This window comes from Bradyrhizobium sp. SEMIA (assembly GCF_014844175.1).
In the GTDB taxonomy this organism is placed as follows: Bacteria; Pseudomonadota; Alphaproteobacteria; order Rhizobiales; family Xanthobacteraceae; genus Bradyrhizobium; species Bradyrhizobium arachidis.
The window spans coordinates 2,635,532-2,661,359 of record NZ_CP046601.1 but is presented as its reverse complement, the minus strand read 5'-3'; the positions used below and the strand labels follow the sequence as shown (position 1 = coordinate 2,661,359).

The following is a 25,828-nucleotide window of genomic DNA, read 5'->3' as shown; positions in this document are numbered from 1 at the left end:
CGCATGCCTTGCCGCGGTTGACCTGGGCCCTGTCGGGGCCGCACATTGCGCTTCGCAATGACGAGCGAGCGCGCGATGCCTGACACTTCCAGCCCGACCGAAACACCTTACGCCGACGGCAAGATCCTCAAGCAGGTCACCGACGGCGTCGGCGTCATCATCTTCAACAATCCCGACAAGCGCAATGCGATGTCGCTGGAGATGTGGGAGGGATTTGGCGAGGCGCTGACGGCCTTGCGCGACGACGATGCGGTCCGCGTCGTGATCCTGCGCGGCGCCGGCGGCAAGGCCTTCGTGTCGGGCGCCGACATCAGCCAGTTCGAGAAGACGCGCCACAATGCTGCGGCGTCGGAGGAATACAGCAAGCGCAGCGCCGCCCAGCGCGCGCTGCTCGCCGACTATCCCAAGCCGACCATCGCCTGCATCCAGGGCTTCTGCCTCGGCGGCGGCATGCAGGTCGCGATGCTCGCCGACATCCGCATCGCCGCGCATGACAGCCAGTTCGGTATTCCCGCCGCGAAGCTCGGCATCGCCTATGGCTTTGACGGCTTGAAGCACCTGGTCTCGCTCGTCGGCCCGTCCTGGGCGCGGCTTCTGATGTACACCGGCATGCGGATCGATTCCGCCGAGGCGCTGCGCATCGGCCTCGTCGAGCGCGTGTTCCCCGATGATCAGCTCTGGGGCGAGACCATGGCGGTGGCCGAAACGATCGCGCACAACGCCCCGCTCGCGATCAAGGCCGCGAAGCTCACCATCGCGCAGGTATTGAAGGACGAAAGCCAGCGCGACATGAACGCGATCAAGGCGATCGGCAACGCCTGCATGGACTCGGCAGATTTTCGCGAGGGCCGTCAGGCCTTCATGGAGAAGCGCAAGCCGAAATTTTCGGGGAAATAACACCGTCGTTGCTGCGGGCGCAGCCCTCTCCCCATCGTCATTGCGAGGAGCGCAGCGACGAAGCAATCCAGACTCTCGCCGTGGAAAGACTCTGGATTGCTTCGCTACGCTCGCAATGACGCGCGGAGAGATCGCGGAACTTCCGACGAAGCTGAACCGTTATTCAGGAAGATTAAATTCCTCTCCTTCCCGCATCGCGATAGCAACTACTTGATCCGCCGCAAGTTCTCTCGCCACCAACGAGGGAGATTGCGATGAAACTGAAATTTGCTGTTCTCGGTCTGGCTGCCCTGGGCGGAGCTGCGCTGGCGTCGGGACAAGCGCTCGCGGCGATGCCGAACGGCATTCCGCAGGCCGACAAGGTCGCAAGCGGCCCGGCGGCGAATGTCGACCAGGTGCGCATGGTCTGCAATGCCTGGGGCCGCTGCTGGTGGCGTCCGAACTACTATGGCGCCTATGGTTACTATGGCGGCCCGCGACGCTTCTACGGTGCACGCCCGTGGGGCTACGGCCATCGCCACTGGCGCCGCTGGTGAGCAACGAAGGGGCCGCAAGGCCCCTTTTCTTTTCGCGACTGTCTACAGCGCTCCCAGCACCGCTTTCGTGATATCCGCCGTGCCGTTGCTGCCGCCGAACTCCATCGGCTTGATGCCGCCGGCATAGACCTGGTCGATGGCGCGCTCGATGGTCTCGCCGGCTTCCGCTGCGCTTTCGACGCCGTGCTTGTCGGCGAGCCAGTCCAGCATCATCGCCGCCGACAAGATCATGCCGGTGGGATTGGCCTTGCCCTGCCCCATGATATCGGGCGCAGTGCCGTGGCACGGCTGGAACACGGCGTATTTGTCGCCGATGTCGGCCGACGGCGCCATGCCGAGGCCGCCGATCAGGCTCGCGGTGATGTCGGAGACGATGTCGCCGAACATGTTCTCCATCACCATCACGTCGAAATCCCAGGGCCGCTTCACCAGCATCGCCGAGCAGGCATCGACATAGAGGCGATCGGTCTTCACACCAGGATGCTTCTTCTCGATCTCGTCGAAGATGCTGCGGAAGAACGCAAAGGCCTTGAACACGTTCGCCTTGTCGACGCAGGTCAGCGCACCCGGCTTGCCGCGCGCCTTGCGCCGCTCGGCGAGGCGGAACGAGAACTCGAACAGGCGCTCGGAGGTCTTGCGCGTGATCACCATGGTCTCGCGCGCGTCCTCGTGGGTGACGACGCCCTTGCCCATCGAGGCAAACAGGCCTTCGGTCGACTCGCGGATGACGACGAGATCGATGCCGCGCTGGTCAGCGCCGACGATCGGACTCGGAACGCCGGGAATGAGACGCGCCGGACGCACCCCGGCATAGAGGTCGAAGATGAAGCGCAGCTCGATCTGCGGCGCGATCTCGGTGTTGTCCGGATAGCGCACCGACGGCAGGCCGCAGGCGCCGAGCAGGATCGCGTCTGCCTCCTCGCAGAGCTTGATGGTGGAGTCGGGCATCGACTTACCGGTCGCGAGATAATTGTTGGCGCCGGCCGGCGCCTCGGTGAAGCGGAAGCGCAAGTCCGATTTCTGCTCGATCTTGCGCAGCACCTCGATGGCCGGCGCCATGACTTCGGGACCGATGCCGTCACCGGCTAGCACGGCAATGTGGAAGGCGTTGTTTGCGGACATGGGGGTTCCTGAGAGAGAGTCGTCATTCCGGGGCGGTCCACAGGACCGAACCCGGAATCTCGAGGTTCCGGGTTCGATGCTCCGGGCCGCGCTTCGCGGTCCCGTTGCATCGCCCCGGAACGACGACACACTACGGCGTCAGCACCGTGCGGCCGACCACCGCGCCCTGCTGCAATTGCAGCAGCGCGTCGTTGGCCTTGGCAAGCGGGGCCGTCGTCACCGGGATCGGCGGCACCTTCTTGGTGCGGACGAGGTCGAGCAGCTCCTGCGTCTCGCGCAAGTTTCCGACATAGCTACCCTGGATCGTCACCGCCTTGATCGGAATCAGCGGCAGCGCCCAGGTCGCGCCACCGCCGAACAGGCCGACGATGATGAGCTTGCCGCCCTTGGTGAGGCAGTCGAAGCCGAGCTGCGTGGTGGCGGCATTGCCGACGAGATCGATCACGGCGCGGATCGGGCCGCCCGCTTTCTTCGCAAGCTGCTCCAGCGCATCCGGCGCCTTCGGATCGACGGTGGTGAGCGCGCCGGCCTTCTCCGCCGCCTCGCGCTTCCTGGCGTCGATGTCGACCATGATCGCGCCCTTGCCGCCCATCGCCTTCAAGAGCGACAGCGCCATCAGGCCGAGCCCGCCGGCGCCGAACATCACGATCGGCGTGTCGAAATGCTGCTCGACCTTCTTCAGCGCGCTGTAGGTGGTCACGCCCGAGCAGGCATAGGGCGCGGTCGTCGCGGGATCGAGTCCCTTCAGATTGAGCAGATAGCGCGGATGCGGCACCAGCATGTGATCGGCATAACCGCCGTCGCAATAAACGCCGAGCGAGCGCGGCGTCAGGCACATGTTCTCGTCACCGGCGAGGCACGTGGCGCACTTGCCGCAGCCGATCCAGGGATAGACGAGGCCGACATCGCCGAGCTTGAGGTCGCCCTGGTCGGTCGGCTTGACGTCGGGACCGAAGGCGAGGACTTCGCCGACGGTCTCGTGGCCCATGGTCAGCGGCAAATTGATGCCGCGGTCCTTCAGCGACAGCGGCTTGCGGCCGTGGCCGAGATCGTAGCCGCCTTCCCAGATGTGGAGGTCGCTGTGGCAGACACCGGCGGCCTTCACCTTGATCAGCACCTGCGTGCCCGACGGCTGCGGCGTGGCTTCGTCGAACTCCCGCAGCGGCGCCTTGAAATCGGCAACCTTGAAACTCTTCATCGGCGTCCTCCCGCATGCTTCTTGTTGTCGCGCCAGCATGCCATGGCAGGCCGGGCGAGACAAACCTGGACCTGTCTAGTTGACACCGGTGGACCGTGGCAAGCCGCACGCCTGCAGGGCCGGATTGCTTGCCGCAGAACGATATTCGTCAGCCCTGCGCGGCGGTCTTGCCGGGCGGAATAGACGCGTCGTCGGTGAGTCCGACCTCGTCGCGCAATTCGCGCGTGTGCTCGCCGAGCACGGCCATCGTCCTGCCCGGCGTGGTGTCGGCGCCCGACATCCGGAACGGCAGATTGAGCACCTGGAACGAGCCGCCTTCGTCCTCGACCGGCGAGAGCGCCCGGCGATGCGCGAGCTGCGGATCGGCCAGCGCCTCGGCCACGGTGCGATAGGCCGACGCCGGCACGCCGGCCGCGGCAAGCGCAGCGAGACAGGCCTCGGTCGATAGCTGCCGCGACCAGGCTTCGACGCCGTCCATCAGGTCGGCCCAATTGTCGCGGCGCGCGCCATAGGTGGCGAAGCGTGCGTCAGTGATCCATTCGGGGCGGCCGATCACCCCCATCAACAACTGGAACGTCTTTTCGCTCGCGATCGTGATCATGACATAGCCATTCGCGGTCTCGGTCGGCCCGAACATCGGCCGCGGCGGCGGCTTGACCGCAAATTGCGAGCTCTGCAATTCGATCACCGTCAGGCTCAGCATCGACTCCAGCATGGAGACGTCGATGTGCTGGCCCTGCCCCGTCACGGTGCGCTGATAGAGCGCGGAGGCAATCGCACCGAAGCCATAGGTGCCGGTGACGACGTCGGCATGATAGATGCCGCAATAATCAGGGCGGTTGCGGCCGGGCTGGTAGGCGAGATGCGCCATGTCGTAGCCGGAGGCCGCGTGGATCACCGGCGCATAGGCCGGTAGCTCGGCGGACGGCCCGGTCTGGCCGTAGCCGGAGATCGAGCAGTAGATCAGCCTCTCGTTGACCGGACGCAGGCTGTCGTAGTCGAGCCGCAGCCGGCGCATCACGCCGGGGCGGAAGTTCTCGACCAGGATGTCCGCGGTCGCGGCCAGCCGGCGGACCGCCTCCCTGCCGTCCTCCGACTTGAGGTCGAGCACGACGCTCTTCTTGCCGACGTTGAGCTGGCCGAACACGGTGCTGCAGCCCTTGCGCAGCGGCGGCCGGGTCCGCATCGTCTCGCCGCCGTCGGTCTCGATCTTGATGACCTCCGCCCCCATGTCGGCAAGCATGCGCGCGCAGTGGGGGCCGGCGATGGTGGTCGAAAAATCCAGGACCCTGAGGCCGGCGAAGGCCTTTGTCGTCGTCCCCTCATGCTTATCTGCTAGCTGCATGCCTGTCGCGTCCTCGCCTGTGTCCTTGAGTCGCCTAGGAACAATCAATTGTTCTCTGTTGTTGGTGCGTCGACCCTAGAGGGCGGCGGCTGAGTAGGAAAGTCTTTACCGAACGGACGCGACGTGTAGGCGGGCTTGGGAATTCCAGGACAACTGGACCCGTTCTTGCATAGCAGCAAACGGGATCGGAAGAGGGCAGCTGTTCTTGAGGGTCTTGTTCGTTACGACAGAGATGGACGACTTCGTCCGCGTCGGCGGGCTCGGCGCCGTTTCCGCCGCCCTGCCCCGCGCGCTCCGAACCTTTGCCGATATCCGGGTGATGCTGCCCGGCTACCGCGACATCATCGAACAACTCACGCATATTCAGATCGTTGGCCGCTGTCCCGCCTTCGCCGAGATGCCGGCCTGTTCGCTCGGCCGGGCTGCGACCAAGGACGGCCTGCCGGTCTATGTGCTGTTGTGCTCACAACTCTACGACCGGCCCGGCAACCCCTATGGCGACGAGTCCGGGCGCGACTGGCCTGACAACGACATCCGCTTCGCGCGCTTCGCCTCGGCCGCCGCTGAGCTGGCCATGGGCAAGCTGGACAAGAATTGGGCAGCAGACCTGATCCACGCCAATGACTGGCAGGCCTCGCTGGTGCCGGCCTATCTCGCCTGGCGCGGCGCCAAGCTGCCGTCGATCCTGACCATCCACAACCTCGCCTATCAGGGCCTCTTCTCGAAGGACTCGCTGCGGCGGATCGGCGCACCGGAGAGCTCCTTCCATATCGACGGCGTCGAGTTCTACGACCAGCTCTCCTTCCTCAAGGCGGGCCTCGTCTACGCCTCGCACCTCACCACCGTCAGCGGCACCTATGCGCGCGAGATCACGACGGACGAATTCGGCTGCGGCCTTGAAGGTCTCCTGCGCATCCGCTCGGACGCATCCGAGCTGACCGGCATCCTCAACGGCATCGACGAGAGCTGGGACCCGCGCTATTGCGCCCAGCTCGCCCAGCAGTTCGGCGCCGGCGACTGGGTCGGCAAGAAGGCCAACGCGGATTACGTGCGCAAGCAGTTCGGCCTTGCGGTCTCGCGCGGGCCGATGTTCGCGATCGTCGCCCGCCTCGTGCACCAGAAGGGCATCGACCTCGTGCTCTCGGCCGCCGACGAGATCGTCGATGCCGGCGGCCAGATCGTAGTCACTGGCTCCGGCGAGCCGGCGCTCGAGCAGGCCCTGATCAACGCGCACCGCCGCCGCCCCGACGCCATCGGCGTCACCATCGGCTTCAACGATGCCCAGGCGCGGCGCATTTTTGCGGGCAGTGATTTCACCTTGATGCCGTCGCGGTTCGAGCCCTGCGGCCTCAGCCAGATGTACGCCCAGCGCTTCGGCTCGCTGCCGATCGGCCACCAGACCGGCGGCCTTGCCGAGACCATCACCGATGGTGAAACAGGATTCCTGTTCTCAAGACCTTCGCACGAATCCTTCCTTGGCGGCGTCCGCCGCGCCTTCGAGGCCTTCATGGCCCATGACCAGCTCGACACCATGCGCCGCAGCGCCATGGGCCGCTCGTTTTCGTGGAGCATCTCGGCGGGCAGCTACAGCGCGCTTTATCGGAAGCTGGCGTCGGTGTGAGGCCGGGGCGCTACACATACTCCGTCATTGCGAGCGGAGCGAAGCAATCCAGACCGCCTCCGTGGGAGGACTCTGGATTGCTTCGCTGCGCTCGCAATGACCACGTGGAGAGAGTGTCGGCCTCAAACTCCTCTCTCGTGCCCCGGACGCAGCGCAGCGCGTCGCCCTTTGCGACGTGATGCGCTGCTGAGCCGAGGCCCATCTCTCGCGAAGTTCGTGGCCCTGGGTCCCGGCTCTGCGCCGCAACGCTCCCGCGTTGCGGCTTGTCCGGGACACAAGAGATTGGGCCTCACCCCTTCCCGCGCTGATCCATCTGCGGCCGACCGATCCAGGCGCGGTTGAGGCAGCGGGTCATCCAGTCGGGCTGAACCTCCCCCCGCAAGCGCGCCTGCGCTTCCTGATAGGGGCTGGCATAGCGCAGCCTGTCGGGCAGTTTCGGATAGACGCGCCGGATCCATCGCAGCGCGCGGTCGGCAGACCTGACGTCCCGCTCGTCGAGCGTAAGATCGAAGCCGGCGCGCAGGCGCTCCGGCAGCATCCTCGCCGTCTGCGCACGATACCAGCGCGGCGGCCGCAGCCACGGACGTGCGCCGTCAAGGATCTGCGCGGCGATCTCGCGCGCGGCCGGGCTGACCGTCAGCGTCTCCGACTGCGCCATTGCCGCGGTGTAGGCCGCAAAGCCAGCCCAGTCCGGCGGCAGATCATCGCCCGTCAGCCCGAACAGCGCGCCAAAGGTCCGGCTCTCCGTCCAGTAGCGCTCGCGTTCCTCGATCGAGAGCGGCGGCAGAACCAAATCGTGCGCCATCAGCGCAGACTCGGTCAGCGTGGCATGAACCCAGCGCAGCGACGGGATGTCGTTGGCGCAGTAGCGCGAGCCGGCCGCGAACGGACCGACGGCCTCGGGCATCTCGCCGACGATCATGGTGTGGCGCCGATGCAGTTGCCGGGCCGACAGCAAGGCACGGTCGAGCGAGCCGAACACCATGGCGAAGACGACGTCGAAGGTGCGATGGAAGCGGCCGATCGGATCGGCAAGCGTGGTCGAGTGCTCGGCGATGGCGGCCGCGACCCAGGGATGCGCCAGTTGCAGCAGCAGCGCGCGGCCGGCGCCGAGAAAGACGGCGGCCTCGCGGTCGATCCGCCAGGTCAGCGTGTCAGGACCGAACACGCCCGCAACCGGCCCCGCCGCATCGGCACGGACCTTGTCGAGAGCGAATTCCAGATCGTTCGCGGACACCAATTGCAGGACCTTTCGAGGTCGAACCAAGGCCGACGATCCGCGCGGCCTGTGGCAATTCGATGAAGCGCGCGATCGCTTATGGCCCTATTCCGCAGCCATCGGCATCTCGTCCGTATGCTCGTGCAGCACCACGCCGGCGAGCGGATCGAATTCGCCGATCCACGGCCTGCGCGCCAGCACCGACTTCGTGTGGGCATAGCCGGCGTGCCAGCGCCGCGTGATGCCGGACGGGCTGAAGTCGATGTCCTTGGTGTGGGTCTCGCGCTCGAGCTGCGGCGCCAGCAGCCGCACCACATGCATGCGGGTCGGACAGCCGTAGCTCATCAGCTCCATCACCGCGGGATCGTTGCGCTCGCCCTCGGGCAGCCGCGCGGCAAGCTGGTTGATGACGTGGCGCAGGCGATGGGCCTGCTGCTGGCGCACGATCTGGCTGGCGATGCGGCTGGAATATTGCACGTCCTTGTGCCGGTTCAGCACCTCCGCCATCGTGGTCGGCTCGGGGCCGACGGGATTCCACAGATGCACGGAGAAGATCAGCGAATCCCTGCGCGGGTTGTCGTCGAACACGGCTTCCGTCGGCGTGTTCGACAGGATGCCGCCGTCCCAATAGAGTTCGCCGTCGATGCGCACGGCCGGGAAAGCCGGCGGCAGCGCGCCCGAGGCCATCACGTGCTGCACCGTCAGCTCGCCGTCGCGGCTGTCGAAATAGCGCATTTCGCTGGTGCCGACATGGGCCGCACCGACCGTCAAACGCGGCGCGCAGCGATTGGCCAGATCGAAATCGACCAGCTCGCTCAGCGTCTTCCCCAGCGGCGCGGTCGAATAATAGCCGGCGTGATCGGCGCCCAGCGGATAGGAATCCCCGGCATGCGCCAGCGGATTGGGACGGAAGAAACCCGCGATGCCGTGGGTCACGGTCGACCAATAGGCCAGCTTCTCATTGAAACCGGGAAACGCGGCGCGCCAGTCCCAGACCGGCTGCTGCTCCATCCGCTTCCAGAATTCCCTGAGGCGCGCGAGCCGGTTCTGCGGCGCGTTGCCCGCAATGAGGCTGGCGTTGATCGCACCGATCGAGGTGCCGATGATCCAGTCCGGCTCGATGCCTGCCTCGTGCAGCGCCTGGTAGACCCCGGCTTGGTACGAGCCGAGCGCGCCGCCACCCTGAAGCACGAGAACGACCTGACCCGGCAGGTCCATGCTCTTTCGTTGCGGGTTGTCCTGCATGCCGTTCATGTCTCGCTCCTGTCGAGCCTATGGCTATCATTCGTCCGGCGTAAGGCCATTGTTACGTCTTGCCGTTGTCCGCGATTGTCGGGCCTTTTGGAAATGCCGGCTGGCTTCCGAAACCATACGCGCGTGCTATTGCCGCCAGCATATCATTTCCCGCCCCGATCGGTTAGATTTCCGGCCGATCTCGCCGGGAGCCGATCCATGGAAATGCATCAGGTCCGCTATTTCCTCGCGGTTGCGCAACTGTTGAATTTCACGCGCGCCGCCGAGGAATGCAACGTGACGCAGCCCTCGCTGACGCGCGCGATCAAGCAGCTCGAGGCCGAGCTCGGCGGTGACCTGTTCCGGCGCGAAAGGCCCGCGGCGCAATTGACCGAGCTCGGCCAGCGCATGCATCCGCTGCTGAAGCAGTGCTACGACGCCGCGGCCGGCGCACGCTCACTCGCCTCTTCATTCAAGAGCGGAGAAATTGGCGCGCTCCGTATCGCGCTCACGCATTCGATCGACCTCGCGCTTCTGATTCCGCATCTCAGCGAGATCAAACGGCAGTTCAACCGGCTCGAGCTTCGCTTCCTGCGCGGCTCGAGCCGCGAGGTCGCCGAGTTCCTGAAGAAAGGCGAAGCCGAGCTTGGCATCGCCGCCGAGATCGACGAGTCCTGGGAGCGGCTCGACGTCTGGCCGCTGTTCACGGAGGGCTTCGAGCTCGTCGTCGGCAGCGGACACCGGCTGGCCGGCCGCAGCAACGTCGAACTCGACGATCTGCGCACGGAGCAGTTGCTGGGTCGGACGTTCTGCGAGCACTCCAGCCGCGTCGCTGCAAGCCTGCGCGAGTACGGCATCGAGCATGGACACGAGATCTCGAGCGAGCGCGATCTGATCGAGCTGGTCGAAGCCGACGTCGGCGTCGCCATGGTGCCGCACACGTCGGCCGTGCCGGAGAAGCTGACGCGCACTGCGGTCACGGGGCTGGACGCCCGCCGCACCGTCAGCCTTTACGGAGTGGCCGGCCGTCAGCGCACAGCGGTCGCCAACGCCGTGATGCGGATGCTGCGCGGTGCGGACTGGCGGGAAATCGCTGGGTAGGGTCAGAATGATAGCGCGAGATCTAGCCTCTCGCGCGCTCCAGCGCTGCTAGCAGATCGTCGATCTCCATGCGCTTGCGGAAATCCGGATCAACGAAACGCGCTTTGACAATCCCATCGCGACCGACGACGAATACGGCCGGGATCGGCAGCATCCAGCCGTCATTGCCGTGGAATTTCGCCATGTCCTGATAAGACAGCAGGTCCTGGATTTCGGTACCGAGCCAGATCGCGAGATTGAGCGACAGCGCATAGCCGTTGTCGAGATCGGTCAGGACCGGAAATGGCGCGCCGGACTCGGCCTTGAGCTGCCGCGCATATTCCTGCGTCTCCGGCATGATCGCGACGACGCGCGCGCCCATGGCCTCGATGCGGTCGAGCGCCTGGACGACAGCGCGGACGTTGAGCCGGCAATAGGGGCACCAATGGCCGCGGAAGAACATCACCGCGACCGGGCCGCTCTCCAGCAGTGCAGTCAGCGTGACGAGACGTCCGCTGTCGTCCGGCAGCATGAATGGCGGCATCGCATCACCCAGGCGCGGCGCGGTCTCGCCTCCGCCATTTCCGCCCAATCGCACCACCAGGCGGTCGACCGCCTCGCCATAGGCCGGGAAGACCTCACGGCTGGCATTGGCATAGGCGCGGAGCTGTTCGTTCAGCGTGCCGTCCATGTCGCGGCAGCGCAGGAAGGCAGACCTGAGCCGCTCGGCGTCGGTTGGCGAGAGAGACGTCATCTTCCGCTCCGGCATTCGTGAGGTGAATATTAGTTCCCTGGTTCGGCCGCCCGCAAGGGGGCGGCCGCAACGCCGGGACCGGTTCAGTTCACGTAGAAATTGCCGGTCGGATCGAGCCGCCCCGAGGTCGAGTACAGCGTGCCGTTGTCCATGAAGAAGACGGTGTTCTCCGGCACTTTCTTCGCGTTCTTCATCATGGCCTCGTGGTTCTTCTCGGCCGGGGCCATGGCCATCGCCGACATCTTGCCGGGGCCGCCATAGACATAGGCCATACCGGCCTTGAAATCCCAGGTCGCCTCCGAGAAGGCCGATGTAGCGATCACCGCGAAGGCGGCGGTAAAGATCAGGGTCTTTGACACTTTCGTCATGAGATGCTCCTCCGGATTGACGTGAACGCCCGCCAATCGGGCGCACTGCCATCGGACGCCAGACACAGGAGAAGCGGAAATGCCGATGCCCAATCGGTTCGATAGCCGATGTGCATCAACATAGCGCCCAGCTATCGCATCGAGAGCAAGCCGGTATTTCAACATCGACGCGGCTTCGACGAAGCTCCTGCCATAGCCGGCAACCAGCGAGGTTGCGGCCAACACAGGAGACTTCCCATGTCTAGGCATCACGTAATGTCGCGCACGGTTTGGACAGGCCTCGCCGTTCTCGGATCGCTCACACTTGCGCAGCCGGTCCTCGCCGGCGAATGCCCGGCCGACAAGATCAAGCCGAATGCGCAGCAGATGGTCGACTACAAGCCCGTCGGCGTCACCGACGTCACGCTCGGCGCAATCGATCTCGGCAAGCAGCCGGCCCATATCGAGGGCCGCGAGCTGCGCTTTCGCAAGCTGACCATCGCGCCCGGCGGCATCGTGCCGTGGCACAGCCATGACGACCGCCCCGCCCTGATCTTCGTGCAGCAGGGCGAAATCGTCGAACACGCCTCCAACTGCATCGATCCGATCGTGCACAAGGCTGGCGACATTCGTCCCGAAGTCAACGGCACCTCGCATTGGTGGAAGAACCTCGGCAAGGAGACGGTCATTCTCTATGTCGGCGACGTCCGCAAGGATCCCAACGACCATCACATGTGATGGGTGCATTCCGGCCCCGTCATTCCGGGGCGATGCGCAGCATCGAACTACGGTGCGCAATTGCGCACCTGAGAATCTCGAGATTCCGGGTCTGGTGCTCCGGGCCGCTTTGCGGTCCCGTCCGCCCCAGCCCGGAATGACAGATCAACTGTGAGCCATGCCATGACCGATCTTTCCGCGTCGATCAAACCGGCCGCGATGACGATGGATGTGCATTCACCGGGCCTTGTGCTGCGCTCGCTCGTGATCGGCCTCACCGCATTCCTGACCGTCGTCGACCTCTTCGCGACGCAGGCGATCCTGCCCTCGCTGACGCGCCACTACGGCGTCACCCCTGCAGCAATGGGCTTCGCCGTCAATGCCAGCACCTTCGGCATGGCCATCGCGAGCCTCGTCGTCGGCTTCTTCAGCCCGCACATCAACCGTCGGGCCGGCATCCTGGTCAGCCTCCTGCTACTGGCAATCCCCACCAGCCTGCTGGCGTCCGCACCCAATCTTGCCGTCTTCACGGCCTTGCGGGTCGCGCAGGGCCTGTGCATGGCGTCTGCCTTTGCACTCACCCTCGCCTATCTCGGCGAGCAATGCAGCGCCATGGACGCCGGCGGCGCGTTTGCCGCCTACATCACCGGCAATGTCGCCAGCAACCTCTTTGGACGGCTGATCTCGGCGGCGCTCGCCGACGGCTTCGGCCTTGCCTGGAATTTCTATGTCTTCGCAGCGCTCAATCTGGCCGGCGCAGTACTGGTCTATTGCACCATCGGACGCGTGCGGCCGATGCATGCGATGATGCCGGCGGCTTCGCCGCTCGCCGCCATCATCGCGCATTGGCGCAACCCGCGGCTTCGCGCCGCCTTCGGCATCGGCTTCTGCATCCTGTTCGCGTTCATCGGTACCTTCACATTCGTCAATTTCGTGCTGGTGCGGCCCCCGCTGTCGCTGGGCATGATGGACCTCGGCCTCGTCTATTTCGTCTTCCTGCCGTCCGTCGTCACGACGCTTCTGGCCGGCAAGGTGGCCGCACGGCTGGGAACGCGGCCCACGATCTGGGGCGCGCTCGCTGTCGCCGGGCTTGGCCTGCCGCTGATGTTGACGTCGCATTTGGCCGAAGTGCTCGCCGGCATGGTTCTCGTCGGCGTCGGCACATTCTTCGCGCAGGCCGCAGCGACGGGCTTCGTCGGACAGGCCGCGACCGACAACCGCGGCATCGCCAGCGGGACCTATCTTGCGTGCTACTTCTGCGGCGGGCTGGTCGGTACGGCCGTGCTCGGGCGATTGTTCGACAGTTTCGGCTGGCACGCCTGCGTCGCGGGCGTCGGCGCGGCCCTCGCGCTGGCGGCCCTGCTCACCCTTGCCTTGAAGCGCTAGCGCTTGGCCGGCATTTCCGGCGGCTCGTCGTCTGCGATGGCGCGCCAGGCGGCGCCGTCGAGATCATCGTACTGGCCGCTTTTCAGCGACCAGAGGAAGGCGACGAGACCGGCTCCTCCAAGCATCAGGGCCAACGGGACCAGGATGACCAGGATCTCCATTACCCAAGCTCCCGCGAGGTGTTCCGGGCGCGCAGCGAGTTCAGCATCACCAGGATCGAGGATCCGCTCATGGCCGCCGCGGCGATGAGCGGCGTGACGATGCCGCTGATCGCGACCGGTACGGCGAGCACATTGTAACCGATCGCAAGCCAGAGGTTTTCTCGCATCAGATGCAGCGCCTTGCGCGACGCGTCGATGGCGGCCACCACAGGCGCCAGCGGCCGGCCGAGGAAGACGAGATCGGCGGTGGCCTGGCTGAGATGTGCGGCCGAGATCGGCGACATCGAGACATGGGCTGCCGCGAGCGACGGCGCATCGTTCATGCCGTCACCGACCATCAGCACCTTTGTGCCGCGCCGCTTCAATTCCTCGATCCGTGCGATCTTATCGGCCGGCGTCACGCCCGCGCGCCACTCGGGAATGCCGAGCGCATGCGCTGCTGCGACCACCGCCGGCTCACGGTCCCCGGAGAGGATCTCGATGCCGATGTTGCGCGCCTTCAGCGCCGCGATCACGGCCTGGGCATCTGGGCGCAGCCCTTGGCGCACCGAGAGGATGAATTTTTCGCTCCCTTTGCTGAATGCGACGATGGAGGCCTCGGGATCGAGATCGTCGGTCAAGCCGACAAGTCCCTCGGCGCCACAGAAGGACGGACGGCCGAGACGCAGCTCGACACCGTCCACGGTGGCGCGCACGCCCTGCCCGGCCTCTTCAACGGCACCGACGATCGGCGACCTCGCGCCTGCAGCCTGCGCCACCGCGGCCGCCACGGGATGATGGCTCGACAGTGCAAGCCGGCCGGCGAGCTCGAAGATGCCGGCGGGGATATCGGCCGCGTTGGTCACTTCGAGATCAGGCAGCGTCAGTGTGCCGGTCTTGTCGAAGATGACGTGGTCGGCCTCGGCAAGGCGCTCGATCGCATCGCCGGCATTGAGCAGAACGCCGGACTTGAACATCGTGCCCGCGGCCACCGTCTGCACGGTGGGGATCGCAAGACCGAGCGCACAGGGGCAGGTGATGATCAGCACCGCAACGCCGGTCACGATCGCATCGTGCCACGACGCGCCGGCGACAACCCAGCCGAGGATGAACTCGACAGCATGCTGAATCAGAGCTTGCGTCTCGGTGGGTGACAAGGCATCCATCTCGGCGAGCAGCGTCGCTTCCGACGCCGCCGAGACCCGCACCCGCAGCGTGCCGGAGATGTTCATCGATCCCGCATAGACCGGCGTGTCCTGCTCCGCCGTGACGTAGAGCGTCTCGCCGGTGATCAGGCTCTGGTCGATCTCGGACCGTCCCTCGATCACCGTGCCGTCGACCGCGCAGCGCTCGCCGGGCCGCAGCAGCACGATGTCGCCGGGATGGATCGCGGCGATCGGCACCTGGGAGATCTCATCGGGCCCGATGAACTTCGCCGCGGTCTCGGCCTTCAGCGCAGCGAGATTGCCGGCGACCGCACGGGTACGCCGCCGCATGTTCTGGTCGAGGAAGCGGCCGACCAAGAGGAAGGTCAGCAGCATGATCGCCGCGTCGAAATAGGCATGCTCGGCGTGGTGGATGGTCTCGACCACGGACATGCCGAGCGCAAGGCACACGCCGATCGAGATCGGCACGTCCATGTTGGTGGTCTTGTTCGACAGCGCGCGCCAGGCCGAGCGGAAGAACGGCTGGCCGGCATAGGCCGCCGCCGGCAGCGCGATCAGCGCCGACAGCCAGTGAAAGAAGTCGCGCTGCTCCGGCAGCATGTCCGAGACGTTGCCCGACCACACCGGGATCGACAGCATCATCACGTTCATGGTGGCGAAGGCTGCGACGCCGAGGCAGCGCAGCAGGAAGCGGGATTCGGCAACCTCGGCCTCTTCCGCGCTTTCGGTCTCGAAAGGATAAGCCTTGTAGCCAAGCTCCTCGAGGCGATCGATGAAGCGGGCGGGATCGAGCGTGCCCTGCTTCCACTCCAGCGCGACGCGGCGGTCGGTGAGGTTCACGCGCGCCAATGTGACGTCGGGGATGGCCGACAGTCCGCGCTCGATCTTGGCCATGCAGCCGGCGCAGTGAACGCCCTCGACGGCGAGATCGATGTGCTTGATCCCCTCGCCCGCGGTGCGGACATAATGCGAAAAATCCCGCGTGACCTGCATGACCATGTCCCTCAGTTCAGGATCACGCGATTGCGCGACATGAACACGCGCGTGCCGCGCGCCTCGCCCTCGATCACGAGATCCCACTGGCCGGGCGCAACGGCGGCGACATTGCCGCGATAGATGCCGATGCCGGCTTCAGGAAGCTCGACGGCGAGATCGGCGCGCTTGTCGGTCGGCCGCTCCAGCCGTCCGCCGAATTTCAGGCCGCTCACCGGCTGGCCCTTCGCGTCACGCGCATCGACCTGAAGCGTGGCACCGCCATCGGCGCGGCGCTCGATGTGAGCGCTGACCTGCCAATTTCGCGCGGCTTGGTCATGAGCTGCCGAGATCTCGCGATCGTAGGTGAGACCCGCGGCATAGGGACTGTCGACGTCGGTGCCGGGCAGCGTCGCGATCGCGAGCTTCATCATGGTGACGTTGACGCCGATCACGAGGCCGAAGAAGGCGACCAGCATCAGGAACACCTTCGTTCCAGTCAGCGGCTTGGCGGCCATGGCAGTCTCCTGAACTTACGGCGCGACAAAGTTGTCGGTTGTGGTCGCGACCTCGCCGAGGCCGATGTCGGTGACGTGGAAGCGCACGGGGATCGACTTCTCCGGATTGCTCTCCGCCGGCGCGGTGACCAGCAGGCGCAGCTCGCTGGTGGAGTCGCGCGGGATCACGATCATCGGCCGATCAGGCGTCACGGAATCGATGCCGACCACATGCGTGGTCAGGTTGGCCGGGCCATCCGCATCGATCGCGACGAGGCGGTCGTAGCCGCTCTTGTTGAGCAGCCGCACCGTATAGGCGTTGCGGATCGAGCCGTCGCTGAGCCTGACCGCGACCGGGTTGCGATCGTGCAGCACGTTGACGTCGAGCAGGCTGCGGGTCGCCAGCGTATAGATCATGAAGCCGCCGATGACCGCGATGATCGCGCTGTAGACGACGGTACGGGGCCGGACGATGCGGTAGACCGGCGCCTTGCCTTCCTGGCGGCGCTGGATGTTGATGTCGTTGTCATAGCCGATCAGCCGCTTCGGCCGGCCGATCTTGGTCATCACGTTGTCGCAGGCGTCGATGCAGAGCCCGCACTGGATGCATTCCATCTGCGGTCCGTTGCGGATGTCGATGCCGGTCGGGCAGACCGCGACGCATTGATAGCAGTCGACGCAGTCGCCGACATGCTCTCCGAGCGCCCGCACCTCGGCCGCCTTCTTCACCGACGTGCGCTTCTCGCCGCGATCGTAGCGATAGGTGACGTTGAGCGCCCATTCGTCGGTGAGCGCGGCCTGGATGCGCGGCCACGGGCACATATAGGTGCAGACCTGCTCGCGCATGAAGCCGGCGAGCACGTAGGTCGTCGCGGTCAGGATGGCGATCCAGATATAGGCGATCATCGGCGCCTGGAAGGTGACGAGCTCCTTCACCAGCGTCGGCGCGTCGTTGAAATAGAGCACCCAGGCGCCGCCGGTCCACCAGGCGATCATCAGCCAGATCGAATGCTTGAGCACGATCTCGGAGATGCGCTCCAGCTTCATCGGATCGGACGACTTGTCCTTCCTCATCCGCTCGCGCCGATCGCCCTCGACGAGGCGCTCGACCGCGTAGAACAGATCGGTCCACACGGTTTGTGGACAGAGATAGCCGCACCAGATGCGGCCGCCGACCGAGTTCATCAGGAACAGCGCCACCGCAGCGACGATCAGGAGGCCGGTAAAGTAATAGACCTCCTGCGGCCACAGCTCGATGAAGAAGAAATAGAAGCGGCTGTTGGGCAGATCGATCAGCACCGCCTGGCTAGGCGCACCGAGACCGCGATTCCAGCGCACGAAGGGCAGGAAGTAGTAGACGCCGAGGCAGAACGCCATCAGGCCCCACTTGATCCGGCGGAAGGTGCCATGGACGCTCTGGGGATAGACCTTCTTGCGGGCCGCGTAGAGCGGCCCGTAATCGTCGTCCGATGTGAGCTCGTTCGGGTTCACGGTCTTGTTCATCGCTAAAGGCGTCTCGAAAAGGTGCGATCAAACCTAGACCCGACGCCGCCGCGTCGGTTGATCCAGCTCAAGCGGGGGCACTTTTGTTCACTCTGCTTGCGCGACTAAGGCTTGAGACTCGACGAGCTACTTTCCGCCGCCCAGCGAGTGGACGTAGACCGCCATCGCCTTGAGGGTGGCGGAGTCGAGCCGTCCTTCCCAGGCCGGCATGACGCCGGCGCGTCCCTGGCTGATGGTCTCGATCAGGGTCGCCTCGTCCGAGCCGTAGAGCCAGATCTTGTCGGTCAGGTTCGGTGCGCCCATCTCCGGGTTGCCCTTGCCGCCGTCGCCATGGCAGGCGACGCAATTCTCCGCAAAGATCTTCTCGCCCTTGGCGGCGTCAAAACCCTTGCCGGTCGACAGGCCCGACAGCGAGCGTACGTAGTTGGCGACCGTGACGATCTCGTCCGGCTTGAGCACGCCGTCCTTGCCGAAGGCGAGCATCTGGCCCTCATGCGTCTTGGCATGGCCGGAGCGCGCGCCGAACTGGATGGTCTGCATGATCTGCTCGAGCGTGCCGCCCCACAGCCAGTCGTCGTCGTTCAGGTTCGGAAACCCCTTGGCGCCGGCGCCGCCTGAGCCGTGGCACGGCGCGCAATTGTCGCCGAACACGGTCCTGCCCTTGGCGCGGGCGAGCGCCAGCAGAGCCGGATCCCTCTCGATGTCGGCGAGCGGCGCCGCCGCCAACGCCGCCATCTTCTCACCGCGCAGCGCCTCGAGATTGGCGAGCTCCACCGCGAGGCTCGCACGCGTCGAGTAGCCGAGCAGCCCGGTGGTGTTGCTGGAGATCAGCGGCCAGGCCGGATAGACGATCCAGTAGCCGATCGCCCAGATGATGGTGAGGTAGAAGGAGATCACCCACCAGCGCGGCAGCGGCGTGTTGAGCTCCTTGATGCCGTCCCACTCATGTCCGGTCGTGGACTTGCCGGTGACGGAATCGATGTCGCCATGATGATCGGTCATGATCTCTTACTCCTCCCGCAACGGCAGGCGTGCCGCTTCGTCGAACGCGGCCTTGTTGCGGGGCCAGAATGCGTAGGCGATGATCGCGAGAAAGATCGCGACGAACACCGGCGTCCAGATCGTCGTGACGAGACCAGACGCGAGATTGTCGAGTGTCAGGATGGCTTTCATCGGTGATGCCTTCTCAGCGAAGATTGGCTTTCTCGTTGTAGAGCTTGAAGTCGACCAGCGTGCCGAGCATCTGCAAGTAAGCGATCAGCGCGTCCATCTCGGTCGGCGTGCCCGCCTTGCCGTCGAAATTGCGCACCGCGGCCTTGGCGTAGCGCTTGGTGAAGGCGTCGGTGCCGGCATTGTCAGGATCGGCCTGCGCCTTCAGGTCGGCGCCAGCGTTCGCGATCTGGTCGTCGGTGTAGGGCGTGCCGACGGCCTTGAGCGTCTTCATGTGGTCGGCGATCGTATCAGGGTCGACTTCGGTCTGACTGAGGAAGGGATAGCCCGGCATCACCGACTGCGGCACGATCGCGCGCGGATTGGCCAGATGGGTGACGTGCCAGTCGTCGGAATATTTGGCGCCGACGCGGCAAGATCGGGACCCGTGCGCTTCGAGCCCCACTGGAACGGATGATCGTACATGCTTTCGGCGGCGAGCGAAAAGTGGCCGTAGCGCTCGACCTCGTCGCGCAAGGGACGGATCATCTGCGAATGGCAGAGATAGCAGCCCTCGCGGACATAGACGTTGCGGCCCGCGAGCTCCAGCGGCGTGTACGGCCTGACGCCGTCGACCGCCTCGATCGTGCTCTTGAGGTAGAACAGCGGCGTGATCTCGACGAGCCCGCCGATCGCGATCACCAGCAAAATGCCGACGATCAGGACGATCGAGTTCTTTTCGAAGATTTGGTGGCGTGTCCAGAACGACATGGAAGGCTCCTCATTCCGCCGGCTGGAGCGCGACGGGCATCTGGACTTGCTGCTCGCCTGCGCGAACGGTCATCCAGAGATTGTAGGCCATGATCAGCGCTCCGATCAGGAACAGCCCGCCGCCGGCAGCGCGGATGATGTAGAAGGGATGCATCGCCTCGACGGTCTCGATGAAGGAATATTCGAGGAAGCCGAGCGAGGTGTAGGCGCGCCACATCAGGCCCTGGAGGATGCCGGAGACCCACATCGCCGAGATGTAGAGAACGATGCCGAGGGTCGCGATCCAGAAGTGCCAGTTGACGAGCTTGAGGCTGTAGAGGCCCTTGCGATTCCAGGCCCATGGCACCAGGCAATAGAGCGCGCCGAAGGAGACGAAGCCGACCCAGCCGAGCGCGCCGGAATGCACATGGCCGATGGTCCAGTCGGTGTAGTGGCTGAGCGAGTTCACCACCTTGATCGACATCATCGGGCCTTCGAAGGTCGACATGCCGTAGAAGGCGACGGAGACGACCAGCATGCGCAGCACGGGATCGGTGCGCAGCTTGTCCCAGGCGCCCGACAGGGTCATCAGGCCGTTGATCATGCCGCCCCAGGACGGCATCCACAGCATGATCGAGAAGGTCATGCCGAGCGTCTGCGTCCAGTCGGGCAGCGCCGTGTAGTGCAGATGGTGGGGACCGGCCCAGATGTAGAGGAAGATCAGCGCCCAGAAGTGGATGATCGAGAGCCGATAGGAATAGATCGGCCGCTCGGCGCGCTTGGGAATGAAGTAGTACATGATGGCGAGGAAGCCGGCGGTCAGGAAGAAGCCAACCGCGTTATGGCCGTACCACCACTGGAACATCGCATCCTGGATGCCGCCCCACGCAACGTACGACTTCGAGCCGAACACAGAGACCGGAAGGGCCGGATTGTTGCCGAGATGCAGCACGGCGATCGTCACGATGAAGGCGAGATAGAACCAGTTCGCGACGAAGATGTGCGGCTCCTTGCGCTTGATGATGGTGACAAGGAACACCAGCAGGTAGACCACCCAGACGATGGTCAGCCAGAGATCGGCATACCATTCCGGCTCGGCATATTCCTTCGACTGGGTGACGCCGAGCAGATAGCCGGTGCCGGCGACCAGGATGAAATAGTTGTAGCCGAGCACGACGAACCAGGGCGCGAGATCGCCGGCAAGGCGCGCGCGGCAGGACTTCTGCACGACGTAGAACGACGTGCCGATCAGCACGTTGCCGCCGAAGGCGAAAATGACCGCCGAGGTGTGCAGCGGCCGCAGGCGGCCGAAGCTGGTCCAGGGCAGGTCGAAATTCAGCGCCGGCCAGGCCAGCTGCGAGGCGATGATGAGACCGACGAGGAAGCCCGCGATGCCCCAGAACATCGCCATGACGGCGGTGAACTTGATCGGGCCCATGTTGTAGTTGGGGCGCCCGTTGATCTCCGCCGGCGGCAGCTCCGCCGGGCGATCGAAGTAGCGGTTGATGATCACGAACACCGCGGCGAGGCTCGCCGCCGCGCTCAGCGCGGCATGAAAAGCGAAGGGCGCATCGAGCGCCTTGGCCGAGGCGATCACGCAGAGGAAGGCGGTGACTGCGAACGCGACAGCCAGTCCGCTTTCACCTGATGTCATGGATTTTGAGATGGAGGGCTGGCTCATCGCGGATTCTCTTTCGAAAGAACACGGAGCCAGAAACCACATTCACCCTCGCGGGGAATTGATTGAAATCAAGACGGGCGTTTTGGTTCGTCGTAGGTGGCAAACATTTTTGGGAGCTCCCGTATTTCTGCGGAGCCGCCGGTTGAAGTGCCCTCTCCTTTCATGTCCGTCGAAGCCTTTGCGGCGGATTCGGGAGAGGCAGCGATCACGGTGCGGTAGACTCACTTGGGTGAGGAGTCTGGCTCCGCGAATCCAGTATCGTAGGGTGGGCAAAGGCGCACTTGCGCCGTGCCCACGATTTGTCGAACACGCGACAGGATGGTGGGCACGCTTCGCTTTGCCCACCCTACGATATCTGTGATCGCGGATAGATACCCCTCATCCGGTGCTTCGCGGAAGGACTCACTCCCTCGCCGTCGCCTTCAGCGCGGCGATGACATCCTCGCGGGCGATGATTCCGGCGAGCTTCTGCGCGCCGTCGAGCACGATGATGCTGCGGATGCGGTGTTCGACCATGATCTGGAGCACGCGCGTCAGCCGCGTGTCGGGGCTGACATAGATGAACTCCGGTGTCATGACGTCGCCGATCCTCCGGCTCATCAGGTCGTGATAGCGCGGCAGCATCTGGTTCGGAGTGAACGCAAAGCATTTCAGGATGTCGAACTTGGTGACGATGCCGACCACCTGCCCGTCGTCCTCGACCGGATAGGAGTTGAAGTCATCGGTCTCGAACATTTCGCTGAGCGCGAGCAGGTCCTGGTCGCGCCGCACCGTCTTGACCTTGCGCGTCATGTAGCCACTGGCTGTCTCCTCGAGAAACTTGTACACGGCGCGTCCTCCTCGAATGGTTCAGTCAGTGCGACAGCAGCACGCAGCGCACCGACTGCGTGACCAGGTGCTCGGTGACGCCGCCGAGGATCAGCTCGCGAAAGCGCGAATGACCATAGGCGCCCGCGACGATCAGGCCGGCGCCGACATCGCCGGCGACCTGCTCCAATTGCGCGGCAGCAGAATCGTTCCGCACCGCCTCTGTGATGCGCGCGCTCGCGGTGATGCCGTGACGGGCGAGCCAAGCGGCGACATCGGTGACGCCGGCCATCACCGCCGAGCGGTCGTCGTCGCGCTCCGGAATCTCGACAACGGTGACGTCACTCGCCTTGCGCAGCATCGGCAGCGCGTTGGCCACTGCACGGCGCGACTCCGGCGTGTCCTTCCAGGCCACCAGCACGCTGCGCAGATCGAGCCAGTTGACCTTGTCGGGGACGACGAGGAGCGGGCGGCCGGCCTGCATCACCAGATCCTTGGGGCTAGCTAGCGCGAACGCGTCGGGGAAGGCCGGGCCGTACCCGCCGCTGACGATGATGTCGGCGCAGCGCGCCTGCGCCAGCACGAATCGCGCCGGAAAATCCAGGGCGCTGCGCCACTCCGCCCGGCCGCCGCGCGCTTTCGTGGCGCTGCGGAACTGGGCTTCCAGATCGGCAAGGCGCTTCCTGATGGAGGCTTGCTCCTGATCGATCAGGCTCTGGGCCTCAGCGCCGTCGGTGAAATAGAGCGGCGGCGCATACTGCCCCGCGGCGACGCCGATGATGGCCGCCTCGAATCGCTCGGCGAGCTCGCCCGCGACCTGAAGACGCGCCTCGTTGGACTGATCGAGCGCCAGGCTGACCATCACGGTCGCGTATGTCATGGGGTGTCTCCGCACAGAAGGAACTGCCGCGGAATCTAGCCGCGCCAGCGCGCGGCATGATGAGGTAGATCAAACCGCCGGGCACCGGCTTGCGGCAAATCCGCCAATGGAATCAGACATCCGAACTTGCCTCTCGCCCGCCCATGGGCGAAATTGCGGCCATGTTCGCGGCATAGTCCGCCGCGCCAGAATGGGAGCCATCGATTGTCGCCGACCCGCGTAACGCATCCGTCAGACGACAGTCGGGGCGAGCATTTCCGGGTCCGGATCGAGGGGTTCGGCGTCGGCACCTGGGATCTCGACCTCACGACGCGGGAGCTGGAGTGGTCCGAAACCGCGCGGATGCTGCTCGGTATCGGGCGCGGCCAGCCGGCCAGCTACGACCTCTTGCTCTCCCGCCTCGAGCCCGAGGACCGCGCCCGCGTCGAGGACGCGATCAGGCAGGTCATCGAGCATGGCGGCGGCTTCGACGTCTCCTTCAAAATTTCCGGCAATGCCGACCGCGGCAAATGGCTCAGGGCCCGCGCCGGCCTGATCCGCGACGATGCCGGCGTCGCCCGCCATCTCAGCGGCATCCTGCTCGACATCGACGAGGAGAAGCAGGTCGAGGAAGCCCTGCGCACGCGCGAGAATCACCTCCGCTCCATCCTGCACACCATTCCCGACGCCATGATCGTGATCGATGGCCACGGCATCATGCAGCTGTTCAGCACGGCCGCGGAGCGCCTGTTCGGCTGGTCGGAGCAGGAGGCGATCGGCCAGAACGTCAGCATCCTGATGCCGGAGCCGGACCGCACCCGTCACGACAGCTACATCGCGCGCTATCGCTCGACCAATGATCCGCACATCATCGGCATCGGCCGCATCGTCACCGGCAAGCGCCGCGACGGCACGACGTTCCCGATGCATCTGTCGATCGGCGAGATGCAGTCCGGCGGCGAGCCCTATTTCACCGGCTTCGTCCGCGACCTCACCGAGCACCAGAAGACCCAGGCGCGGCTGCAGGAGTTGCAGTCCGAGCTCGTCCACGTCTCGCGGCTCACCGCGATGGGCGAGATGGCCTCCGCCCTCGCGCACGAGATCAACCAGCCGCTGGCGGCGATCAGCAATTACATGAAGGGATCGCGGCGGCTGCTCGCCGGCAGCACGGATCCCAACACGCCGAAGATCGAGAGCGCGCTGGACCGCGCCTCGGAGCAGGCCTTGCGTGCCGGCCAGATCATCCGCCGCCTGCGCGACTTCGTCTCCCGCGGCGAGTCCGAGAAGCGGGTCGAGAGCCTGTCCAAGCTGATCGAGGAGGCCGGCGCGCTCGGGCTCGCCGGCGCGCGCGAGCAGAACGTGCAGCTCCGCTTCAGCCTCGATCCCGATGCCGATCTCGTCCTCGCCGACCGCGTGCAGATCCAGCAGGTGCTGGTCAATCTGTTCCGCAATGCGCTGGAGGCGATGGCGCAATCCGGGCGGCGCGAGCTCGTCGTCGCCAACAAGCGCGTCGCCGACGACATGATCGAAGTGGAAGTCTCCGACACCGGCTCCGGCTTCCAGGACGACGTCATTCCAAACCTGTTCCAGACCTTCTTCACCACCAAAGACACCGGCATGGGCGTCGGACTGTCCATCAGCCGCTCGATCATCGAGGCTCACGGCGGGCGCATGTGGGCCGAGAGCAACGCATCGAGCGGCGCGACATTCCGCTTCACCCTGCCGGCAGCCGACGAGACCTGAGCTATGACGACCAAGGGACATGTCTACGTCATCGACGATGACGCCGCGATGCGGGACTCGCTGAACTTCCTGCTGGACTCCTCCGGCTTCGGCGTAACGCTGTTCGAGGACGCGCAGAGCTTCCTCGACGCCCTGCCCGGCCTTGCCTTCGGCTGCGTCGTGTCCGACGTGCGCATGCCGGGCCTCGACGGCATCGAGCTTCTCAAGCGGATGAAGGCGCAGGCCAGCCCGTTCCCGATCCTGATCATGACCGGCCATGGCGACGTGCCGCTCGCGGTCGAGGCGATGAAGCTCGGAGCCGTCGACTTTCTCGAAAAACCCTTCGAGGACGATCGCCTCACCACGATGATCGAGACTGCGATCCGCCAGGCCGAGCCGGCGGCCAAGAACGAGACGATCGCGCAGGACATCGCCGCCCGCGTCGCTTCCCTCAGCCCCAGGGAGCGCCAGGTCATGGAGGGCCTGATCGCCGGCCTCTCCAACAAGCTGATCGCCAGGGAATACGACATCAGCCCGCGCACCATCGAGGTCTACCGCGCCAATGTCATGACCAAGATGCAGGCGGGCAGCCTGTCGGAACTGGTCCGGCTGGCGATGCGCGCCGGCATGCTGAAGGATTGAGGCAAACCGGATTGAGGCAAGTCAATCTGCGCGGCTCAGGCTGTGCTAGCCAGACGCGATGATCGAGATCGGCTCGCACCCCCAGCGGCTTCCCATGGCGCCCTCGGCAAAACCCGTCGTCTATGTCGTCGACGACGATGCCGCCGTGCTGGGATCGCTGCGATTCCTGCTCGAAACCGACGGCTTCGACGTGCGGACCTTCAGGAACGCCACGGCGCTGCTGAATGCCGCCAGCGAGCCCGGCGCCGACTGCTACGTGATCGACTACAAGATGCCGGACATCAACGGCATCGAGCTCGCCGGCCGCCTCCGCCAGTTCGACGAAGGCACGCCGGTCATACTCATCACCGGCTATCCCGACGGAAATATCTCGGCCCGCGCGGCCGCCGCGGGCGTCAAGGACGTGATCTTGAAGCCGCTTCTCGACGAAAACCTGGTCAAGCGCATCCGTGGTGCGATCCAGGAACGGCGCCGGAATTGACCTT

General features: G+C 65.2%; 25 protein-coding genes and 1 pseudogene. 9 read left to right on the top strand and 17 right to left on the bottom strand.

Annotation, left to right across the window (positions count from 1 at the left end):
- The first annotated feature begins 75 nt into the window (after window positions 1-75).
- The gene (locus FOM02_RS12910; protein ID WP_027558473.1) at window positions 76-897 is read left to right on the top strand and encodes an enoyl-CoA hydratase; all 822 of its coding nucleotides are present in this window, start codon (window positions 76-78) and stop codon (window positions 895-897) included.
- A gap of 254 nt (window positions 898-1,151) precedes the next feature.
- Complete coding sequence (locus FOM02_RS12905; RefSeq protein WP_027558472.1) at window positions 1,152-1,433, top strand: hypothetical protein; 282 nt, start codon at window positions 1,152-1,154, stop codon at window positions 1,431-1,433.
- A gap of 42 nt (window positions 1,434-1,475) precedes the next feature.
- Here FOM02_RS12905 and FOM02_RS12900 read toward each other — a convergent pair whose 3' ends face one another.
- The 3 genes from FOM02_RS12900 to FOM02_RS12890 form a co-directional block, all read right to left on the bottom strand.
- Window positions 1,476-2,555: an isocitrate/isopropylmalate dehydrogenase family protein gene (locus FOM02_RS12900; protein ID WP_027558471.1), complete on the bottom strand. Its 1,080-nt coding sequence runs from the start codon at window positions 2,553-2,555 to the stop codon at window positions 1,476-1,478.
- A 130-nt stretch (window positions 2,556-2,685) separates the two neighbouring features.
- A complete protein-coding gene (locus tag FOM02_RS12895; RefSeq protein ID WP_027558470.1) occupies window positions 2,686-3,753 on the bottom strand; it encodes an alcohol dehydrogenase in 1,068 nt (355 codons plus the stop codon).
- Between the two features lie 148 nt (window positions 3,754-3,901).
- Window positions 3,902-5,098 (bottom strand): CaiB/BaiF CoA transferase family protein, encoded by a 1,197-nt coding sequence (locus FOM02_RS12890; RefSeq protein ID WP_027558469.1) that lies wholly within the window; start codon window positions 5,096-5,098, stop codon window positions 3,902-3,904.
- Window positions 5,099-5,303: 205 nt separating this feature from the next.
- Here FOM02_RS12890 and glgA point away from each other — a divergent pair, with 205 nt between their 5' ends.
- Window positions 5,304-6,719, top strand: coding sequence for a glycogen synthase GlgA (gene glgA / locus FOM02_RS12885; protein ID WP_035730030.1), 1,416 nt, complete (start codon window positions 5,304-5,306; stop codon window positions 6,717-6,719).
- A gap of 289 nt (window positions 6,720-7,008) precedes the next feature.
- Here glgA and FOM02_RS12880 read toward each other — a convergent pair whose 3' ends face one another.
- On the bottom strand, window positions 7,009-7,959 hold the full coding sequence (locus tag FOM02_RS12880) for an oxygenase MpaB family protein (protein WP_027558467.1): 951 nt from the start codon (window positions 7,957-7,959) through the stop codon (window positions 7,009-7,011).
- 84 nt (window positions 7,960-8,043) lie between these two features.
- Window positions 8,044-9,192, bottom strand: coding sequence for a patatin-like phospholipase family protein (locus FOM02_RS12875; protein WP_027558466.1), 1,149 nt, complete (start codon window positions 9,190-9,192; stop codon window positions 8,044-8,046).
- A 198-nt stretch (window positions 9,193-9,390) separates the two neighbouring features.
- Between FOM02_RS12875 and FOM02_RS12870 the strand changes: the two genes are divergently transcribed.
- Entirely contained in the window at window positions 9,391-10,272 is an 882-nt protein-coding gene (locus FOM02_RS12870; protein ID WP_027558465.1) for a LysR family transcriptional regulator, read from the top strand.
- A 22-nt stretch (window positions 10,273-10,294) separates the two neighbouring features.
- On the opposite strand, the gene FOM02_RS12865 is transcribed toward FOM02_RS12870, so the two are convergent.
- Both FOM02_RS12865 and FOM02_RS12860 read right to left on the bottom strand, forming a co-directional pair.
- On the bottom strand, window positions 10,295-11,005 hold the full coding sequence (locus FOM02_RS12865) for a peroxiredoxin-like family protein (protein ID WP_027558464.1): 711 nt from the start codon (window positions 11,003-11,005) through the stop codon (window positions 10,295-10,297).
- Between the two features lie 83 nt (window positions 11,006-11,088).
- Window positions 11,089-11,373: a hypothetical protein gene (locus FOM02_RS12860; RefSeq protein WP_027558463.1), complete on the bottom strand. Its 285-nt coding sequence runs from the start codon at window positions 11,371-11,373 to the stop codon at window positions 11,089-11,091.
- Between the two features lie 237 nt (window positions 11,374-11,610).
- On the opposite strand from FOM02_RS12860, the gene FOM02_RS12855 reads away from it, so the two are divergent.
- Both FOM02_RS12855 and FOM02_RS12850 read left to right on the top strand, forming a co-directional pair.
- Window positions 11,611-12,090 (top strand): cupin domain-containing protein, encoded by a 480-nt coding sequence (locus FOM02_RS12855; RefSeq protein ID WP_027558462.1) that lies wholly within the window; start codon window positions 11,611-11,613, stop codon window positions 12,088-12,090.
- A 162-nt stretch (window positions 12,091-12,252) separates the two neighbouring features.
- The gene (locus FOM02_RS12850) at window positions 12,253-13,455 is read left to right on the top strand and encodes an MFS transporter (RefSeq protein WP_027558461.1); all 1,203 of its coding nucleotides are present in this window, start codon (window positions 12,253-12,255) and stop codon (window positions 13,453-13,455) included.
- On the opposite strand, the gene ccoS is transcribed toward FOM02_RS12850, so the two are convergent.
- The 10 genes and pseudogenes from ccoS to FOM02_RS12800 form a co-directional block, all read right to left on the bottom strand.
- Window positions 13,452-13,616, bottom strand: coding sequence for a cbb3-type cytochrome oxidase assembly protein CcoS (gene ccoS, locus FOM02_RS12845; protein ID WP_027558460.1), 165 nt, complete (start codon window positions 13,614-13,616; stop codon window positions 13,452-13,454). The two genes, FOM02_RS12850 and ccoS, sit on opposite strands and share 4 nt — an antisense overlap.
- On the bottom strand, window positions 13,616-15,754 hold the full coding sequence (locus FOM02_RS12840; protein ID WP_265441819.1) for a heavy metal translocating P-type ATPase: 2,139 nt from the start codon (window positions 15,752-15,754) through the stop codon (window positions 13,616-13,618). Before FOM02_RS12840 ends, ccoS begins: the two co-directional genes overlap by 1 nt.
- An 11-nt stretch (window positions 15,755-15,765) precedes the next feature.
- Window positions 15,766-16,251, bottom strand: coding sequence for a FixH family protein (locus FOM02_RS12835; protein WP_027558458.1), 486 nt, complete (start codon window positions 16,249-16,251; stop codon window positions 15,766-15,768).
- Between the two features lie 15 nt (window positions 16,252-16,266).
- The gene (gene ccoG, locus FOM02_RS12830; RefSeq protein ID WP_027558457.1) at window positions 16,267-17,733 is read right to left on the bottom strand and encodes a cytochrome c oxidase accessory protein CcoG; all 1,467 of its coding nucleotides are present in this window, start codon (window positions 17,731-17,733) and stop codon (window positions 16,267-16,269) included.
- A gap of 126 nt (window positions 17,734-17,859) precedes the next feature.
- Window positions 17,860-18,735, bottom strand: a complete 876-nt coding sequence (gene ccoP, locus FOM02_RS12825; RefSeq protein ID WP_027558456.1) for a cytochrome-c oxidase, cbb3-type subunit III — start codon at window positions 18,733-18,735, stop codon at window positions 17,860-17,862.
- A 6-nt stretch (window positions 18,736-18,741) separates the two neighbouring features.
- Window positions 18,742-18,906, bottom strand: a complete 165-nt coding sequence (locus FOM02_RS12820) for a CcoQ/FixQ family Cbb3-type cytochrome c oxidase assembly chaperone (RefSeq protein WP_027558455.1) — start codon at window positions 18,904-18,906, stop codon at window positions 18,742-18,744.
- 13 nt (window positions 18,907-18,919) lie between these two features.
- Window positions 18,920-19,653, bottom strand: a pseudogene (ccoO, locus tag FOM02_RS12815) (cytochrome-c oxidase, cbb3-type subunit II).
- A 10-nt stretch (window positions 19,654-19,663) separates the two neighbouring features.
- A complete protein-coding gene (gene ccoN, locus FOM02_RS12810; RefSeq protein WP_035730034.1) occupies window positions 19,664-21,313 on the bottom strand; it encodes a cytochrome-c oxidase, cbb3-type subunit I in 1,650 nt (549 codons plus the stop codon).
- 402 nt (window positions 21,314-21,715) lie between these two features.
- Window positions 21,716-22,141 (bottom strand): HPP family protein, encoded by a 426-nt coding sequence (locus FOM02_RS12805; protein WP_027558452.1) that lies wholly within the window; start codon window positions 22,139-22,141, stop codon window positions 21,716-21,718.
- Window positions 22,142-22,166: 25 nt separating this feature from the next.
- Window positions 22,167-23,000: a universal stress protein gene (locus tag FOM02_RS12800; RefSeq protein ID WP_027558451.1), complete on the bottom strand. Its 834-nt coding sequence runs from the start codon at window positions 22,998-23,000 to the stop codon at window positions 22,167-22,169.
- Between the two features lie 204 nt (window positions 23,001-23,204).
- Here FOM02_RS12800 and fixL point away from each other — a divergent pair, with 204 nt between their 5' ends.
- From fixL to FOM02_RS12785, 3 genes are read left to right on the top strand one after another with little or no spacing between them, the layout of a single operon-like run.
- Complete coding sequence (fixL, locus tag FOM02_RS12795) at window positions 23,205-24,722, top strand: sensor protein FixL (RefSeq protein ID WP_027558450.1); 1,518 nt, start codon at window positions 23,205-23,207, stop codon at window positions 24,720-24,722.
- Window positions 24,723-24,725: 3 nt separating this feature from the next.
- Complete coding sequence (fixJ, locus tag FOM02_RS12790) at window positions 24,726-25,343, top strand: response regulator FixJ (RefSeq protein WP_027558449.1); 618 nt, start codon at window positions 24,726-24,728, stop codon at window positions 25,341-25,343.
- 58 nt (window positions 25,344-25,401) lie between these two features.
- Entirely contained in the window at window positions 25,402-25,824 is a 423-nt protein-coding gene (locus tag FOM02_RS12785) for a response regulator (protein ID WP_027558448.1), read from the top strand.
- The last annotated feature ends 4 nt before the right edge of the window (window positions 25,825-25,828 follow it).